Source organism: Macrococcus animalis (assembly GCF_047425875.1).
GTDB classification, from domain to species: domain Bacteria; phylum Bacillota; class Bacilli; order Staphylococcales; family Staphylococcaceae; genus Macrococcoides; species Macrococcoides animalis.
The window spans coordinates 1,743,609-1,758,934 of the sequence record NZ_CP179727.1; the positions used below are offsets into that span (position 1 = coordinate 1,743,609).

Here is a 15,326-nt window from a genome sequence, read left to right on the forward strand (position 1 = left end):
ATGAATGAATTAATGAACATAATCAAATATATTCCACATACAATTAAAAATGCTTTAATCGAGATTTATTATAACCAAAAATTATATTCTATTTGGTTAACAATTAATCTTCTATTAATTGCAGCGACATTTTTATTGCTTAATTTAACAGAAAGTTTGCCGATTGAAAAGCTTTCGAAAGTTTGGTCGTTATCAGGATATTTAGTGTTTTTCTGGATTGCTTGTTCTGTATATTTTTCAATGAAGATGCTCCAGTCCAGAGGTTTTATGTTGAACATCACAAATACACCAACGTATGTTTTGACAACAGTTCAAATCATTAATTTCTTTTTCTTGTTTATATTGTCATTGTTAATGTTACTTTTAATAGCAAAGTCAAATAAAATCGAATTAGATACAAGTTTATTAAGTGTTTTATATTTCTCAATGATGACGTTTATTTTATTGATGCCAATTTGTACAATACTCGCATTAATGTCGCATTTAATAAAAAATATGCGCTGGATTATAATGGTGATCTTAGTGATTATCTTTTTAAGTGTACCAATTTTATGGATACCTTCAGAATTGCCAGAGCTAGCAGTTAATATTTTAAAACTTAATCCATTTTATTTTATTGTAAACGGTATTCAAGAATCAATTGTGCTGGGTACAATGCCATTTCTAAACTTACCGAGTCAAATGATTTTTATTTTTGAACTTATATTAATCTACATGTGGTTTAGCTATCTATATACAATTCTTAAAGATGAGATCAATGTCAATAAGTCGGAAAGTATAGAGCAAGAAAAGCAGCAAAAAATGAGTGCTTCTAAAATTAAAAACTTAAAGTTAAAACATAAGGAAAAATAAAAAGGCTTAGACGATGGATTCGTCTCAAGCCTTTTACTATGCTTTCAGATTTACTTTACCACGCATTAATTTCTTCTGTAACTTATCTTCTGAGAATACCCAGCCTGTATAACTGTGTGTTACATGATATGAATTGTTTAGTCCTAATATAGCCACAAATGAATAATGTCCATTTTTTAAGTATCTTAAGTCGATGAAACGGAGCTCGTAGCCCATTTCTGTTTCAGAGATAGTCCATCGATAGATTGAACTAAAATTGATAAATGCTTTTAAGTTTTTGTCATGTATCGCATATTGCATATATTTTGCTTCTGGAAACGGGATGCGTTTAAATCGATCACTAAAGTTGACTGAGCGCTTATAACTGCGGCCAATATAATCATGTGTATTCGTTTGAATGGCAACGCGCCACTCAAAATAACGTATGGTAGGTGCAACAAATATCTTAATGATTTTTTCATCTTTAGGGATGAGTTTAATCGCTGCACTTTTAATCGATTGTTGTAATATACGTCTCATGATATAGTAAATCACAAGTATTATTGTGAGACTTGAGAAAATATATATCGGGTTGCCACCAATGTACCATAAAGCAATCGCGCATAAATGTAATATGAAGATGATAGGATCAAACGTATTAATAATACCTATTTGTATCCATTTTTTCGTGATGGGTCTTAGTGCTTGTGTACCATAAGAATTAAAAATATCTACAAATACATGAAGGAACACTGCAATTTGAGCCCATAACCATACATGAATATATTGATTTTCTTTGAAGAAGAAACAAATTAGTATCGTTAATAAAATGGGCCATATTATAGTGAATGGGATAGAGTGTGTGATCCCGCGGTGATTATTAATATAGACAGCATTATTTTTAAACTTTAGTATTGTGTCAATATCTGGAATTTGAGAGCCGACCATTACTGTTGTAACGATGGCAGGGTACATCGTTGTAACTGCAGGATCAATTGTAGCAAGTCCAGCGAGTGCAACACCCATGACGACGTGAGTAGCTGTATCCATATGTATCATCCCTTTCACAATTATTATAATCCAATTCAATGCATTTGATAAAAGAAATGCAGAAGTTTAACAATAAATTTAGAAAGTTGGTTGTTATGAAATATAATGAAACGTTTAGTAAAGACTTATTAGAATGGTTCCATCAAAATAAACGACAAATGCCGTGGCGTGAAACCAATGATCCTTATAAGATTTGGCTTTCGGAAGTAATGTTACAACAAACACAAGTAAATACTGTGAGAAGTTATTATACACGCTTTATTGAAAGATTTCCTGACATCGATACTTTAGCAGAGACTTCCATTGAAGAAGTAGCAAAGTATTGGGAGGGTTTGGGATATTATTCACGTGTAAGAAATTTTCATGAAGCTATCCGTGAAGTGCAAGCGAATTATAACAGTAAAGTACCTGATGATCCGAAAGCCTTCTTATCTTTAAAAGGAGTTGGACCATATACACAAGGTGCTGTGATGAGTATAGCTTTTAATCATCAATTACCAGCAGTGGACGGGAACGTTTATCGCGTATTTGCAAGACTAGATAATGATTACTTTGATATATCAAGTACCAAGGCACGCAAACACTTCGAAGAAAAAGTGATGGCAGTCATCCCTGATGATGCTGGTGACTTTAATGAGGCACTAATGGAATTAGGCGCAACAGTGTGTACTCCGAAAGCGCCGCTATGCATGTTTTGCCCGGTACAAAGTCACTGTTTATCATTCGAAGAAAATAACCAGTTGAATTTACCAGTTAAACTTAAAAAGGTAAAAAAAACAGTGCAACAATTTAAAGTATTAATCATACATAAGGATGATAAAATAATTATAGAAAAACGACCTGATGCTGGTTTACTTGCATCCATGTGGCAATTTCCGATGTTTGAAATCGATAAGCACGTCAGTGATATCGAAGAACAAATGGATATATCACTATATATTGAAGACACACCTTTTGTTAAAACAAAGCATCAATTTACACATTTAGAATGGCAAATGGAAGTTTATACAGCATATACAAAGGATGAGGTATCTAGCGCATATCAACTCATATCACCAGAAAATAAAAATAAATATAATTTCCCGGTATCCATGACAAAAATCTTTGATTATTATATTCAAAACAATCTCTAGGTTGAATTACGTTTATTGAAGCAATAGTTATGTTATAATTTAAAATGCAAATATTATAAATTATAGGTGGTGTGGAACATGGTCAAAGAATCCATACCAAAAGAAGGCCAGAGTGTACAGATACAAAGTTATAAACATAACGGTAAAATTCACAGAGTCTGGTCTGAAACAACGATTTTAAAAGGGACCAATCATGTTATCATTGGGGGGAATAATCGAACACTTGTAACTGAAAGTGACGGTAGAACATGGGTTACAAGAGAGCCAGCTATTGTATACTTTCATTCTGAGTATTGGTTTAATGTTATTTGTATGTTTAGAGAAGATGGTGTGTATTACTACTGCAACTTATCATCACCATTTATTTACGATACAGAGGCAATTAAATATATTGATTATGATTTAGACATAAAGGTCTATCCTAATGGTAAATATCACTTACTGGATGAAGATGAGTATCAGCAGCATATGAAACAGATGAATTATCCAAAAGAGATTGATGATATCCTAAGGCGAAACGTTGATATTTTGCAGCAATGGATTGAAAGGAAAAAGGGACCATTTGCGCCAGACTTTATTAAAGTATGGCAAGAAAGATTTCATTTCCAGAAAAGAATGAAAGATTAAATCAACCTAGTACTAGGTTGATTTAATTTTGTTAAGGGAGTTTTTATATGATAAAACGATATATGCAATTTGTAAAACCCTATTGGATGTTAATTATATTAACAATTGCAATAGGGATACTAAAGTTTGGAATACCATTACTGATTCCGTTACTTATAAAATATGTAATTGATGACGTCATACAAAATGGTGCAATGACGATAGAAGAAAAGAAATCTGCATTGATGAACGCGATATTAATTTTCGGATTTATATTTGTCGTTATTCGTCCACCGGTCGAATATTATAGACAATACTTAGCGCAATGGACAAGTAACAAAATTTTATATGACATCCGTAAAAAGTTATACAAACATTTACAAGCATTGAGTGTGCGTTTTTATTCTAACAATAAAGTAGGAGAAGTGATTTCTCGTGTGATTAACGATGTAGAGTCAACCAAAGACTTTATAGTTACAGGTTTAATGAATGTTTGGCTAGATTTGGTTACAATTATTATTGCGTTAGCTATAATGTTTACAATGAGTGTGAAGTTGACATTAATCTCTCTTGTTGTCTTCCCGTTCTACATGTTTAGTATTTACTATTTCTTTGGTAACTTACGAAAGTTAACACGAGCACGAAGTCAATCACTAGCTGAAGTACAAGGCTTTTTGCATGAACGTGTACAAGGAATGACTGTAATTAAAACATTTGCAATTGAAGAAGAAGAGAACGAGCGATTTAATAAACGCAATAAAAACTTTTTAACTAAAGCAACTGATCACACAAAATGGAATGCGAAAAGTTTTGCAGTTATTAATACCATTACTGATATTGGGCCATTACTTGTTGTAGGTTTTGGAGCTTACCTAGTTATTGAAGGTGGCTTAACTGTTGGTAGTTTAGCAGCATTCATTGCTTATCTTGACCGTTTATATGGTCCATTACGTCGTTTAGTGTCATCATCCACGACATTAACTCAAAGTTTGGCTTCTATGGACCGAATGTTCCAATTATTCGATGAACCTTACGATGTGAAAGACGAACCACATGCACGTAATCTCAAAATTAATCATGGTGACATTACTTTTAAAAATGTTGGATTCAAATATAATACTGAAGATACTGAAGTATTACATAACGTTAATCTGGACATTAATAGTGGTGAAACCGTTGCTTTCGTGGGGATGAGTGGTGGTGGTAAATCGACTATGATTAGCTTAATTCCTAGATTTTATGATGTAACGAGTGGAGAAATAGAAATTGATCACGTTACACTAAAAGACTATTCTATAGAAAGCTTAAGAACACAAATAGGAATGGTTATGCAAGACAATATTTTATTCTCAGAATCAATTCGAGAAAATATTTTACTAGGTAAACCTAACGCAACAGAAGAAGAAATGATTTATGCTGCTAAACTAGCAAATGCGCATGACTTTATCATGAGTTTACCTGATGGCTATGACACTGAAGTTGGAGAACGAGGTGTGAAATTATCGGGGGGTCAAAAGCAACGTGTAGCAATTTCACGAGTATTCTTGAAAAACCCACCAATCTTAATTCTTGATGAAGCAACGAGTGCACTTGATTTAGAAAGTGAAGCGGTGATTCAAGAAGCGCTTGAAACTCTATCTAAAGATAGAACCACAGTAATTGTTGCACACAGATTATCAACGATTACACATGCAGATAAGATTGTAGTGATTCAAAATGGTGAAATCGTAGAAATCGGTACCCACCAAGAGTTAATGAACAATCGTTCACATTATTATAATTTATACTCAATCCAACATTTAGATGCGGAATAGTATGGAGAGTTTAAGCCCCCTGATGTATGATAGAAGTATCATACATAGGGGGTTTTTATAGTGGATTTATTACAAACAATTCAATTGATTGTGGATACAATTCTTTTAGTTATTATATTGATTGTAGCAATAGGGGTCTTTTCACTTATTTTTGTGGATAAGAAGCAAAATCAACATAGTATTTTAAGAAACTATCCAGTGCTTGGTCGCGTACGTTATTTCTTTGAAAAAATCGGACCAGAAATGCGCCAATACTTAATCCAATCAGATAACGAATCAACACCTTTTTCTAGAAAAGATTATTTAGATGTCGTGAAAGCGGGTAAGTATAAGTCACGTATTGGCGGATTTGGATCTAGACGTGACTTTAATGCACCAGGATTTTATTTACAAAACTCAATATTTCCGAAACAACCGAGTGAGTTAGCAATTGATCAAGATAATAAGGTAGATACAAAAGTATATAAATTAGATTCTGAGGGATTGTTCTCGAGAAAAGAACATAGAGAGGTAGAAACAATTGATCCTTATCTTTTAACAGATGAACATGCGGTAGTGTTAGGCCAAGATTGTAAATATCCATTCCATGTGAAGCGACTGATTGGACAATCAGGGATGAGTTACGGAGCCTTAGGTAAAAATGCAATTTCAGCTTTATCGAAAGGTTTAGGTTTGGCTAAAGGAACTTGGATGAATACTGGTGAAGGCGGATTGAGTGATCATCATTTAAGTGGTAACGTAGATATCGTTTTTCAAATTGGACCTGGGTTATTTGGGGTACGTGATGAAGATGGAAACTTCAGCGAAGAACACTTTGTTAGAAAAGCTGAAAATGAATATGTAAAAGCATTTGAAATTAAGTTAGCACAAGGTGCGAAGACACGTGGTGGACACGTAGAAGCTGAGAAAGTAACTGAAGAAATTGCAAGAATACGTAATGTGAAACCTTTTACGACGATCAATTCTCCAAATAGATTTACGTTTATGGAGAACAATATTGATTTGTTACGATTCGTAGAAAGATTACAAGATTTAAGTGGTAAACCTGTTGGATTTAAAATGGTAGTGGGTAACTTAGAAATGCTATATAGTTTGGTTGCAGATATGAAAGAAACTGGTATTTATCCTGATTTCATTACGCTCGATGGTGGAGAAGGGGGCACTGGTGCAACATATCAAGAATTAGAGGATACAGTCGGATTACCTTTATTCTCAGCTTTACCAATACTAAATGCTGTATTAGTGGAAAACGGATTACGTGATAACATTAAAATTATTGCATCAGGGAAATTAATTACTCCAGATAAGGTAGCAATAGCGTTAGGATTAGGTGCAGATTTAGTGCAAGTTGCACGTGCGATGATGATGAGTGTGGGTTGTATTATGGCGCAACAATGTCATACGAATGATTGTCCAGTAGGTGTAGCTACAACAGATCCAGAGAAAGAAAAGGGACTTGTAGTAGAAGAAAAACAATTTCGTGTAACTAACTATGTTATAAGTATGCACGAAGGACTGTTTAACTTGGCTGCTGCATGTGGTGTAGCAAGTCCAACAGAAATTACTGTGAAGCATTTATTATATCGCACTGAAAATGGTGATATTATTACAGGTGAACAGTACGTGAATAGAATGTATAAAGCATTGAAAGAAGCGGTATAGATAACTCTAAGCGGCAAACTCATAAGGGTTTGTCGTTTTTATTTTTGTTGATTATAGGATAAGTGTGTCATAGGTAATTTTCTTTAATAAATTGAATACGAAACTATCATAAGGGTAATAAATAGAAGAGGTGAACACAATGGATTTAAGTTTTTTAAGGGATGATACAATTGAAGCCGCTAAAAATTTACTCGGAAAAAAGATTACAACCTATATTGATGGTAAGGTTACGAGTGGTTATATAACAGAAGTTGAAGCATATTTAGGAGAAAGTGATAAGGCAGCACATACATATAACCTTAAAAGAACGAAAAAGAATGAAATGATGTATCGTGACTTTGGTGGCATTTATGTATATACAATGCATGGTCATCACTGCATGAATTTTATCACGCGAGACGCTGTCCACCCTGAAGGAGTATTGATTCGAGCAATAGAGCCAGTTGAAGGGATAACATCGATGATTGAGCGTAGAGGCAAAACTGTTAATTTAACAGATGGACCTGGCAAACTAACACAAAGTTTAGGTGTAAAACGTGAGTTACATAATGGCATAAGACTAAACGAAGGACCAATTCAATTGTCAGAGGGAAAAGTTCCAATTGAGATATTAGAGAGTAAACGTATTGGTATTGATAATAAAGAAGAAGCGGTAGAATATTTATATCGTTTTACAGTGAAAGATAATTCACATGTGTCGAAGGACAGAGTTAAAGCTGTTGAAGGTAATGGTTGGATAAATTAAAAAATCAGTAGGACGAATTAATCCTACTGATTTTAAATAAACGAAGTGTTGTCACATTGTCGACAAGCCTGTCCTAAATATCTATATTTTCATTTTCAATTGTAATTTTCTTATCATCTTTATGATATTTATAGAAACTATGTGTAATTCGTTCTAAGTGCTCTAAGCGATCACGATAATCAAATATTGTACCAAGAACAATGAGTACATGTTCTTTATTGTATTCTGGATTTTCGACTTGATTAATTTCTTTTAAGAATGCATCTAAAACATTCACTTTGAATGCCTCATTAATCATGTAATTATCGTCAATTTTATTTGCAGGAACTTTTTGAGATACACGCATTAATATTTCTTCGTGTATTGTCATCAATTCATCAAGTTCAAACTTTATTTGAACTTTTAATTCTTCTGGTAAGTTTATAACATCATTTTCATATCGATGTAATTTGCGTAATACTTCATGTGAGCGTCTTGTTGTTAAGATGATTTCTTTAAAGATGATTTTTTTACGGATATTTCGAATGCTGCCTTTTTTTGAATAGGCGCGTTCTTCTTTGTATAAGTTATATTGTTCTTCCACTTTTTCGATGCGACTACGAATATCATCAATATCTCGTTTGACTGCATGAAATTCAGTAGAGCCATTGATTTCTAATCGAATCCACTTAAATATATCGCTACTGATGTTCAAACAGTTATAATACATTTTAGTTTCAAACTTTGGTGGTAAAAATAACGTATTTACAACGAAGGCACTTAGTACACCAATCATCACAAATCCAAAGCGATAACAGGCTGATAATAAGAAATCACCATCTTGATGATCCATAATAATTAACTGAGTAACGACTGCAAGTCCCGTAACATGTGATAAATTTAATTTTTGTAAGACTGATATCAAGATGATAGAAGTAATCCCAATTATAACAATATGGAAACCAAATAAATGTGCCATGCCTACAGCTAATAATGCGCCAATTAAATTACCTTGAAATTGTTCAATAATTGTCTTGAATGATCGATAGACGTTAGGTTGCATTGCAAATAATGCTGAGATACCTGCAACAATAGCTCCAGGTGCATTAATTGCATGTGCTATAAACAACGAAACAATAATAGCGATGCCGGTTTTAAATATACGTGCGCCTAATTTCATTTTATACATCTACCTCATTATTTAATTGATAGTACACTTATACATGAATTTTGGTTATTTTACAATAGACATTTCTTTAAATGCATTTTCTACGGCAACGAGTGTGTCTTTAATATCGTCTTCAGTATGTTCTGTTGTAATAAACCATGCTTCATATTTAGAAGGAGCTAAATTAATGCCTTGATTTAACATTAATTTAAAGAACTTTGCAAAAGCTTCTCCATCTGTATTTTCTGCTTGCTCATAATTTACAACCTTTTCATCAGTGAAATATATTGTCATAGCACCCATTAAACGATTAATTGTCGCACGAATATTGTATTTATTAATGAGTTCTAACATGCCGTCTTCTAAAATTTTACCTAATCGGTCTAATTCTTCGTAAACGCCGTCTTGTTTAATGACTTCAAGTAATGCAATGCCTGCTTGCATGCTTAATGGATTACCTGCCATTGTACCTGCTTGATACGTCGGACCAAGCGGTGCAACATGCTCCATAATTTCTTGACGGCCGCCATAAGCTCCGATTGGCAAACCGCCTCCGATGACCTTACCAAAAGCAGTTAAATCGGGCTTTACGCCTAATAAATCTTGTGCGCCACCGTACATAAAACGGAATGCAGTAATGACTTCATCATAAATAACTAATGCACCATGTTTGTGTGCAATATCGTTTACAGCTTGTAAGAAGCCTTCTTTAGGTTCTACGATACCGAAGTTTCCAACGATAGGTTCAACTAAAACGCCAGCAATTTGATCACCAAAATGAATAAATGCTTCTTTGAATTGTTCTATATCATTGAATGGTACTGTAATTACTTCTTGGGCAACGCTTTTTGGGACACCGGCTGAATCTGGTGTGCCAAGTTGTGATGGACCACTACCTGCAGCTACTAACACTAAATCAGAATGACCATGGTAACAGCCTGCAAATTTTATAATTTTATCACGCTTAGTAAATGCACGTGCTACGCGAATTGTGGTCATAACAGCTTCTGTACCAGAATTAACGAAACGTACCTTTTCTAATGAAGGGATTGCTTCTTTTAACATTTCAGCAAATATAACTTCGTGTTCGGTTGGTGTTCCGTATAAAACGCCATTTTCAGCAGCGTGTTTGATTGCTTGTGTGATGTGGGGGTGGGCATGTCCAGTTATGATTGGGCCATATGCTGCTAAATAATCTATATATTTATTGCCGTCAACATCATAGAAGTAAGCACCTTCCCCGCGTGCCATAACTACAGGTGCGCCACCGCCAACAGCTTTATAAGAGCGGGAAGGAGAGTTAACGCCACCTAAAATTGCTTCATTTGCACGTTTTTGTAATCTTTTAGAATGAGTGAAATCCATATTATCAACCTCTTTTTGTTTTGTATTATCGTCTACTATACTATCATAGTAATATAGAAATTTTGATTAGGAGGATTAAAATGTTGAAAATTGGTGATAATTTACCTGCATTTGCTATGGAAAATCAAAACGGTGAGATGGTAACAAATGAATCTCTACTCGGTTATAAGACAGTTATATATTTTTACCCGAGAGATAATACACCGACGTGTACAACACAGGCATGTGATTTTAACGATAATTTAGAAGATTTAAACGAATTAGGGGCTCAAGTTTATGGTGTGAGTGGTGACAGTAAAACTAAGCACACGAATTTTATAAAAAAACATAATTTAAAATTCGATTTGTTAGTAGATAACAACTACGAATATTCAGAAGCACTAGGAATCTATCGTTTAAAAAAATCATTCGGCAAAGAAGCTATGGGAATTGTAAGAACAACGATCGTTCTAGACGAAGACAATAAAGTGATTGCATATTTTGATGGTGTGAAAGTGAAACAACAAATGAAAGATATTCAGTCGGTATTACGATAAGGAGAAATTATTTATGAAGATTATCTCTACCATTAACCTGAAAGAAATTTTAGTTGAACTAATGAATCAATTTCCAAATCATGAATTTATTCAACGAGATGGGTTTACTGCATTGACTGAAGAAGATATTCAAACGATGGATGTGATTATTACGTATGATTCGAAACTTAATGCTGAAATCATCAATAAAGCAAAAGAATTAAAATGGATTGCATGGTATGCAGCTGGAGTGAATAATTTACCACTCGAATTAATTAAAGATAAGGGTATAATACTTACGAATGCTCGTGGTGTACATAAAATTCAGATATCTGAGTATATTTTTAGTTATATCATGACGGATTATAAGAATGTAATTCCTTATTATGAATTACAACAACAAAAAGGTTATAAAACAAAGATTCGTCATAAGGAGCTTTTCAATCAAACGATTTGTTTTATTGGAACAGGTGAGATTGCGCAATATGCCGCACGTTTAGCGAAAGCGTTTGGAATGAATGTGTTAGGAGTTAACACGGATGGAAGAGAAATTGAACATTTCGATCAAGTTTTATCCATTACTCAGAGACAGAAAGCTTTTCAACAATCAGATATTATTGTGAATGTCTTACCGGAAACTGAAAAAACTATCGATTTATTGACGTTAGATGATTTTAAAGCGATGGGGGAAGCGGCATTATTTATTAATGTAGGTCGTGGTACAGTAACAAAAGAAGAAACGTTACTACAGGCCTTAAAAGAAAACATAATAAGAAAAGCTTGCTTAGATGTTTATTACAAAGAACCATTACATGCAGATAATCCGTTGTATAATTTAGACAATGTTATTATGACACCTCATATAACAGGCAACAGTTTGCATTATAATAAACGTGCAACTGAGATTCTTAAAGAAAACTTATCATTGGGAATTAATCAACAAGCTCTATTTAAGAACAAAGTTGACCCTTCAAAAGGATATTAGAACCTTAATTAATTGGTAAAAATTGATATACTGCCGAATTGTCTATTTGACATTTATGAAAAAAAGCATGTAAAATAGAATTACTATAAAGTAGAAAAGGGGTGTTATGATGTCGGCTGAATTAAATATGGAACATATGCTTGACGATGCGATTCAGAGTTTACGAAAAACTGGCGTGAGAATAACACCGCAAAGACAAGCTGTGTTGAGATTTTTAATAGAATCTAACAGTCATCCTACCGCAGATGAGATTTACAAAGCATTGTCACCTCAATTTTCAAATATGAGTGTAGCAACAGTCTATAATAATTTAAAAGTATTTAAAGACAGTGGTCTTGTAAAGGAATTAACTTATGGAGATGCTGCGAGCCGTTTCGATTTTGAAACAGACAATCACTACCATGTTATCTGTAGTGAATGTGGTAAGATTACAGACTTCCATTACCCAAGACTTGATGAAGTTGAAAATATCGCTCAACATATTACGAGTTTTGCAGTGACACATCATCGCATGGAGATTTATGGGGTTTGTCCAGATTGCATGAATAAAAAAGGAAATCGCGAGTAGCGATTTCCTTTTATTTTGTTATTTCTTCTGTTATTGATTCTTTTTCTTCTAATGCTTTCCTTTTTCTAGCATTGTTATAATCTTGATTGAACTCTTTTCCTTCTAAGTTCGGATCGAGTGTCAATGGTTGATTACAGTTTGCGCAAATATCAGCACGTCCTAACATTTTCGTATAATGTTCGCAGTTTGGACAGCGAACTTGAACGGTTTTTGTCGAAAGCATACCTATCCAGAAGTATACGACGAAACTGATTAAGAAAAGTATTGTCCCTAATAATAAGAATAATGAAAAGATAAGTTGACTGTGGTAAAAGTAAAAAATTGCAGATCCAATATACATAACAATCATGGCAATAAAGATTAGTCCTAATGCCCAGGTACGAATACGATTAATCTTACTAGTAGGCTTTCTATTTAATAATTTCAAACCATCATCTCCTATATAATACTGAAGAGCATTATATCATATTTATTTAAATCAGATATTATAAAAATCAGTCAGGCTTCCTCACTTTATAAACATTTCTATAGAAGAAACTAATTAAATATAAAAAGTTAATAAAAAGTGTTGACGAATACGGTACATCTTGTTAAGATATAAAAGTCGCTGAAAACAGATGACACAAAGCTTTTGAACATCAAAAAACAAAACGAAAAAGTGTAAAACTTGCACTTGAAACTTTGTTCACAACGATGTAATATAATAAAGCAAGTTGATTTACGACTTGAAAAGAAATGATCAATCAAGTGTAAAACTTCTTAAAATTAAACGTTGCAAAGAGTTGAGAGTTATGTTATCATTAATTCTTGTAACGCGAAAAAATGAACATTGAAAACTGAATGACAATATGTCAACGTTAATTCCAATAATTTGAGTGGACTTAGTTCACTCCCAAGAGTGATTGCCTCAAGCAATCAAAAGAGCATTATCAAACAAACTATTATGGAGAGTTTGATCCTGGCTCAGGATGAACGCTGGCGGCGTGCCTAATACATGCAAGTCGAGCGAATTGACAGAGATGCTTGCATCTCTCGATTTTAGCGGCGGACGGGTGAGTAACACGTGGGTAACCTACCTATAAGACTGGGATAACTTCGGGAAACCGGAGCTAATACCGGATAATATTTAGCTTCGCATGAAGCAAAAGTGAAAGACGGTTTTGCTGTCACTTATAGATGGACCTGCGGTGTATTAGCTAGTTGGTGAGGTAACGGCTCACCAAGGCAACGATACATAGCCGACCTGAGAGGGTGATCGGCCACACTGGGACTGAGACACGGCCCAGACTCCTACGGGAGGCAGCAGTAGGGAATCTTCCGCAATGGACGAAAGTCTGACGGAGCAACGCCGCGTGAGTGAAGAAGGTTTTCGGATCGTAAAACTCTGTTGTAAGGGAAGAACAAGTACGTTAGTAACTGAACGTACCTTGACGGTACCTTACCAGAAAGCCACGGCTAACTACGTGCCAGCAGCCGCGGTAATACGTAGGTGGCAAGCGTTATCCGGAATTATTGGGCGTAAAGCGCGCGTAGGCGGTCTCTTAAGTCTGATGTGAAAGCCCCCGGCTCAACCGGGGAGGGTCATTGGAAACTGGGAGACTTGAGTACAGAAGAGGAGAGTGGAATTCCATGTGTAGCGGTGAAATGCGCAGAGATATGGAGGAACACCAGTGGCGAAGGCGGCTCTCTGGTCTGTAACTGACGCTGAGGTGCGAAAGCGTGGGGATCAAACAGGATTAGATACCCTGGTAGTCCACGCCGTAAACGATGAGTGCTAAGTGTTGGGGGGTTTCCGCCCCTCAGTGCTGCAGCTAACGCATTAAGCACTCCGCCTGGGGAGTACGGTCGCAAGACTGAAACTCAAAGGAATTGACGGGGACCCGCACAAGCGGTGGAGCATGTGGTTTAATTCGAAGCAACGCGAAGAACCTTACCAAATCTTGACATCCTTTGACAACTCTAGAGATAGAGCTTTCCCCTTCGGGGGACAAAGTGACAGGTGGTGCATGGTTGTCGTCAGCTCGTGTCGTGAGATGTTGGGTTAAGTCCCGCAACGAGCGCAACCCTTATCTTTAGTTGCCATCATTAAGTTGGGCACTCTAGAGAGACTGCCGGTGATAAACCGGAGGAAGGTGGGGATGACGTCAAATCATCATGCCCCTTATGATTTGGGCTACACACGTGCTACAATGGATGGTACAAAGGGCAGCAAAACCGCGAGGTCAAGCAAATCCCATAAAACCATTCTCAGTTCGGATTGTAGTCTGCAACTCGACTACATGAAGCTGGAATCGCTAGTAATCGTAGATCAGCATGCTACGGTGAATACGTTCCCGGGTCTTGTACACACCGCCCGTCACACCACGAGAGTTTGTAACACCCGAAGCCGGTGGAGTAACCTTTTAGGAGCTAGCCGTCGAAGGTGGGACAGATGATTGGGGTGAAGTCGTAACAAGGTAGCCGTATCGGAAGGTGCGGCTGGATCACCTCCTTTCTAAGGATAATTACGGAAATCAAATCTTTAAGATTTGATAGGGATTAACATTGACATATTGTATTCAGTTTTGAATGTTTATATAATTTAATGGGCCTATAGCTCAGCTGGTTAGAGCGCACGCCTGATAAGCGTGAGGTCGATGGTTCGAGTCCATTTAGGCCCACCATTATAAATATTCAACTTAATAAAACACCTTTATGGGGGCTTAGCTCAGCTGGGAGAGCGCCTGCTTTGCACGCAGGAGGTCAGCGGTTCGATCCCGCTAGTCTCCACCATTTTAATTATTGTACTTTGAAAACTAGATAAAGTAAGAAGAAATAAAAGATTTTACCAAGCAAAACCGAGTGAGTTCATATTTGAATTCTTAAAAAAATCGCGCGTTTATACATTTATGTATAAACATCACAA

General features: G+C 35.4%; 13 protein-coding genes, 2 tRNA genes and 1 rRNA gene. 12 read left to right on the top strand and 4 right to left on the bottom strand.

Going from position 1 to position 15,326, the window contains the following annotated elements:
- A complete protein-coding gene (locus ACMGE9_RS09105) occupies window positions 1-852 on the top strand; it encodes a hypothetical protein (protein WP_414042486.1) in 852 nt (283 codons plus the stop codon).
- Window positions 853-888: 36 nt separating this feature from the next.
- On the opposite strand, the gene ACMGE9_RS09110 is transcribed toward ACMGE9_RS09105, so the two are convergent.
- Window positions 889-1,881 carry a metal-dependent hydrolase gene (locus ACMGE9_RS09110; RefSeq protein ID WP_414042487.1) on the bottom strand — a complete coding sequence of 331 codons (993 nt, stop codon included), beginning with the start codon at window positions 1,879-1,881 and terminating at the stop codon, window positions 889-891.
- Between the two features lie 95 nt (window positions 1,882-1,976).
- Between ACMGE9_RS09110 and mutY the strand changes: the two genes are divergently transcribed.
- From mutY to ACMGE9_RS09135, 5 genes are all read left to right on the top strand, one after another.
- Window positions 1,977-3,014, top strand: coding sequence for an A/G-specific adenine glycosylase (mutY, locus tag ACMGE9_RS09115; protein ID WP_414044483.1), 1,038 nt, complete (start codon window positions 1,977-1,979; stop codon window positions 3,012-3,014).
- Between the two features lie 78 nt (window positions 3,015-3,092).
- Entirely contained in the window at window positions 3,093-3,641 is a 549-nt protein-coding gene (locus tag ACMGE9_RS09120) for a DUF402 domain-containing protein (RefSeq protein WP_414042488.1), read from the top strand.
- A 47-nt stretch (window positions 3,642-3,688) separates the two neighbouring features.
- Entirely contained in the window at window positions 3,689-5,434 is a 1,746-nt protein-coding gene (locus tag ACMGE9_RS09125; RefSeq protein WP_414042489.1) for an ABC transporter ATP-binding protein, read from the top strand.
- Window positions 5,435-5,494: 60 nt separating this feature from the next.
- Complete coding sequence (locus ACMGE9_RS09130) at window positions 5,495-7,096, top strand: FMN-binding glutamate synthase family protein (protein ID WP_414042490.1); 1,602 nt, start codon at window positions 5,495-5,497, stop codon at window positions 7,094-7,096.
- A gap of 139 nt (window positions 7,097-7,235) precedes the next feature.
- The gene (locus ACMGE9_RS09135; protein WP_414042491.1) at window positions 7,236-7,841 is read left to right on the top strand and encodes a DNA-3-methyladenine glycosylase; all 606 of its coding nucleotides are present in this window, start codon (window positions 7,236-7,238) and stop codon (window positions 7,839-7,841) included.
- A gap of 73 nt (window positions 7,842-7,914) precedes the next feature.
- Here ACMGE9_RS09135 and ACMGE9_RS09140 read toward each other — a convergent pair whose 3' ends face one another.
- Both ACMGE9_RS09140 and ACMGE9_RS09145 read right to left on the bottom strand, forming a co-directional pair.
- Complete coding sequence (locus ACMGE9_RS09140; RefSeq protein ID WP_414042492.1) at window positions 7,915-9,000, bottom strand: FUSC family protein; 1,086 nt, start codon at window positions 8,998-9,000, stop codon at window positions 7,915-7,917.
- Between the two features lie 54 nt (window positions 9,001-9,054).
- The gene (locus tag ACMGE9_RS09145) at window positions 9,055-10,353 is read right to left on the bottom strand and encodes a glutamate-1-semialdehyde 2,1-aminomutase (RefSeq protein ID WP_414042493.1); all 1,299 of its coding nucleotides are present in this window, start codon (window positions 10,351-10,353) and stop codon (window positions 9,055-9,057) included.
- A gap of 80 nt (window positions 10,354-10,433) precedes the next feature.
- Between ACMGE9_RS09145 and ACMGE9_RS09150 the strand changes: the two genes are divergently transcribed.
- The 3 genes from ACMGE9_RS09150 to perR all read left to right on the top strand — a co-directional run bounded on the left by ACMGE9_RS09150 (window position 10,434) and on the right by perR (window position 12,421).
- Window positions 10,434-10,889, top strand: a complete 456-nt coding sequence (locus ACMGE9_RS09150; RefSeq protein WP_414042494.1) for a peroxiredoxin — start codon at window positions 10,434-10,436, stop codon at window positions 10,887-10,889.
- Between the two features lie 13 nt (window positions 10,890-10,902).
- Complete coding sequence (locus ACMGE9_RS09155) at window positions 10,903-11,853, top strand: NAD(P)-dependent oxidoreductase (protein WP_414042495.1); 951 nt, start codon at window positions 10,903-10,905, stop codon at window positions 11,851-11,853.
- Between the two features lie 109 nt (window positions 11,854-11,962).
- Window positions 11,963-12,421 (top strand): peroxide-responsive transcriptional repressor PerR, encoded by a 459-nt coding sequence (gene perR, locus ACMGE9_RS09160; protein WP_414042496.1) that lies wholly within the window; start codon window positions 11,963-11,965, stop codon window positions 12,419-12,421.
- A 10-nt stretch (window positions 12,422-12,431) separates the two neighbouring features.
- Here perR and ACMGE9_RS09165 read toward each other — a convergent pair whose 3' ends face one another.
- Complete coding sequence (locus ACMGE9_RS09165) at window positions 12,432-12,848, bottom strand: YgzB family protein (protein WP_414042497.1); 417 nt, start codon at window positions 12,846-12,848, stop codon at window positions 12,432-12,434.
- Between the two features lie 513 nt (window positions 12,849-13,361).
- Here ACMGE9_RS09165 and ACMGE9_RS09170 point away from each other — a divergent pair.
- The 3 genes from ACMGE9_RS09170 (at window position 13,362) to ACMGE9_RS09180 (ending at window position 15,193) form a co-directional block, all read left to right on the top strand.
- Window positions 13,362-14,915: ribosomal RNA gene (locus tag ACMGE9_RS09170) — 16S ribosomal RNA — on the top strand.
- Window positions 14,916-15,007: 92 nt separating this feature from the next.
- A tRNA-Ile gene (locus tag ACMGE9_RS09175) sits at window positions 15,008-15,084 on the top strand.
- A 33-nt stretch (window positions 15,085-15,117) separates the two neighbouring features.
- Window positions 15,118-15,193: transfer RNA gene (locus ACMGE9_RS09180), tRNA-Ala, on the top strand.
- Window positions 15,194-15,326: the final 133 nt, after the last annotated feature.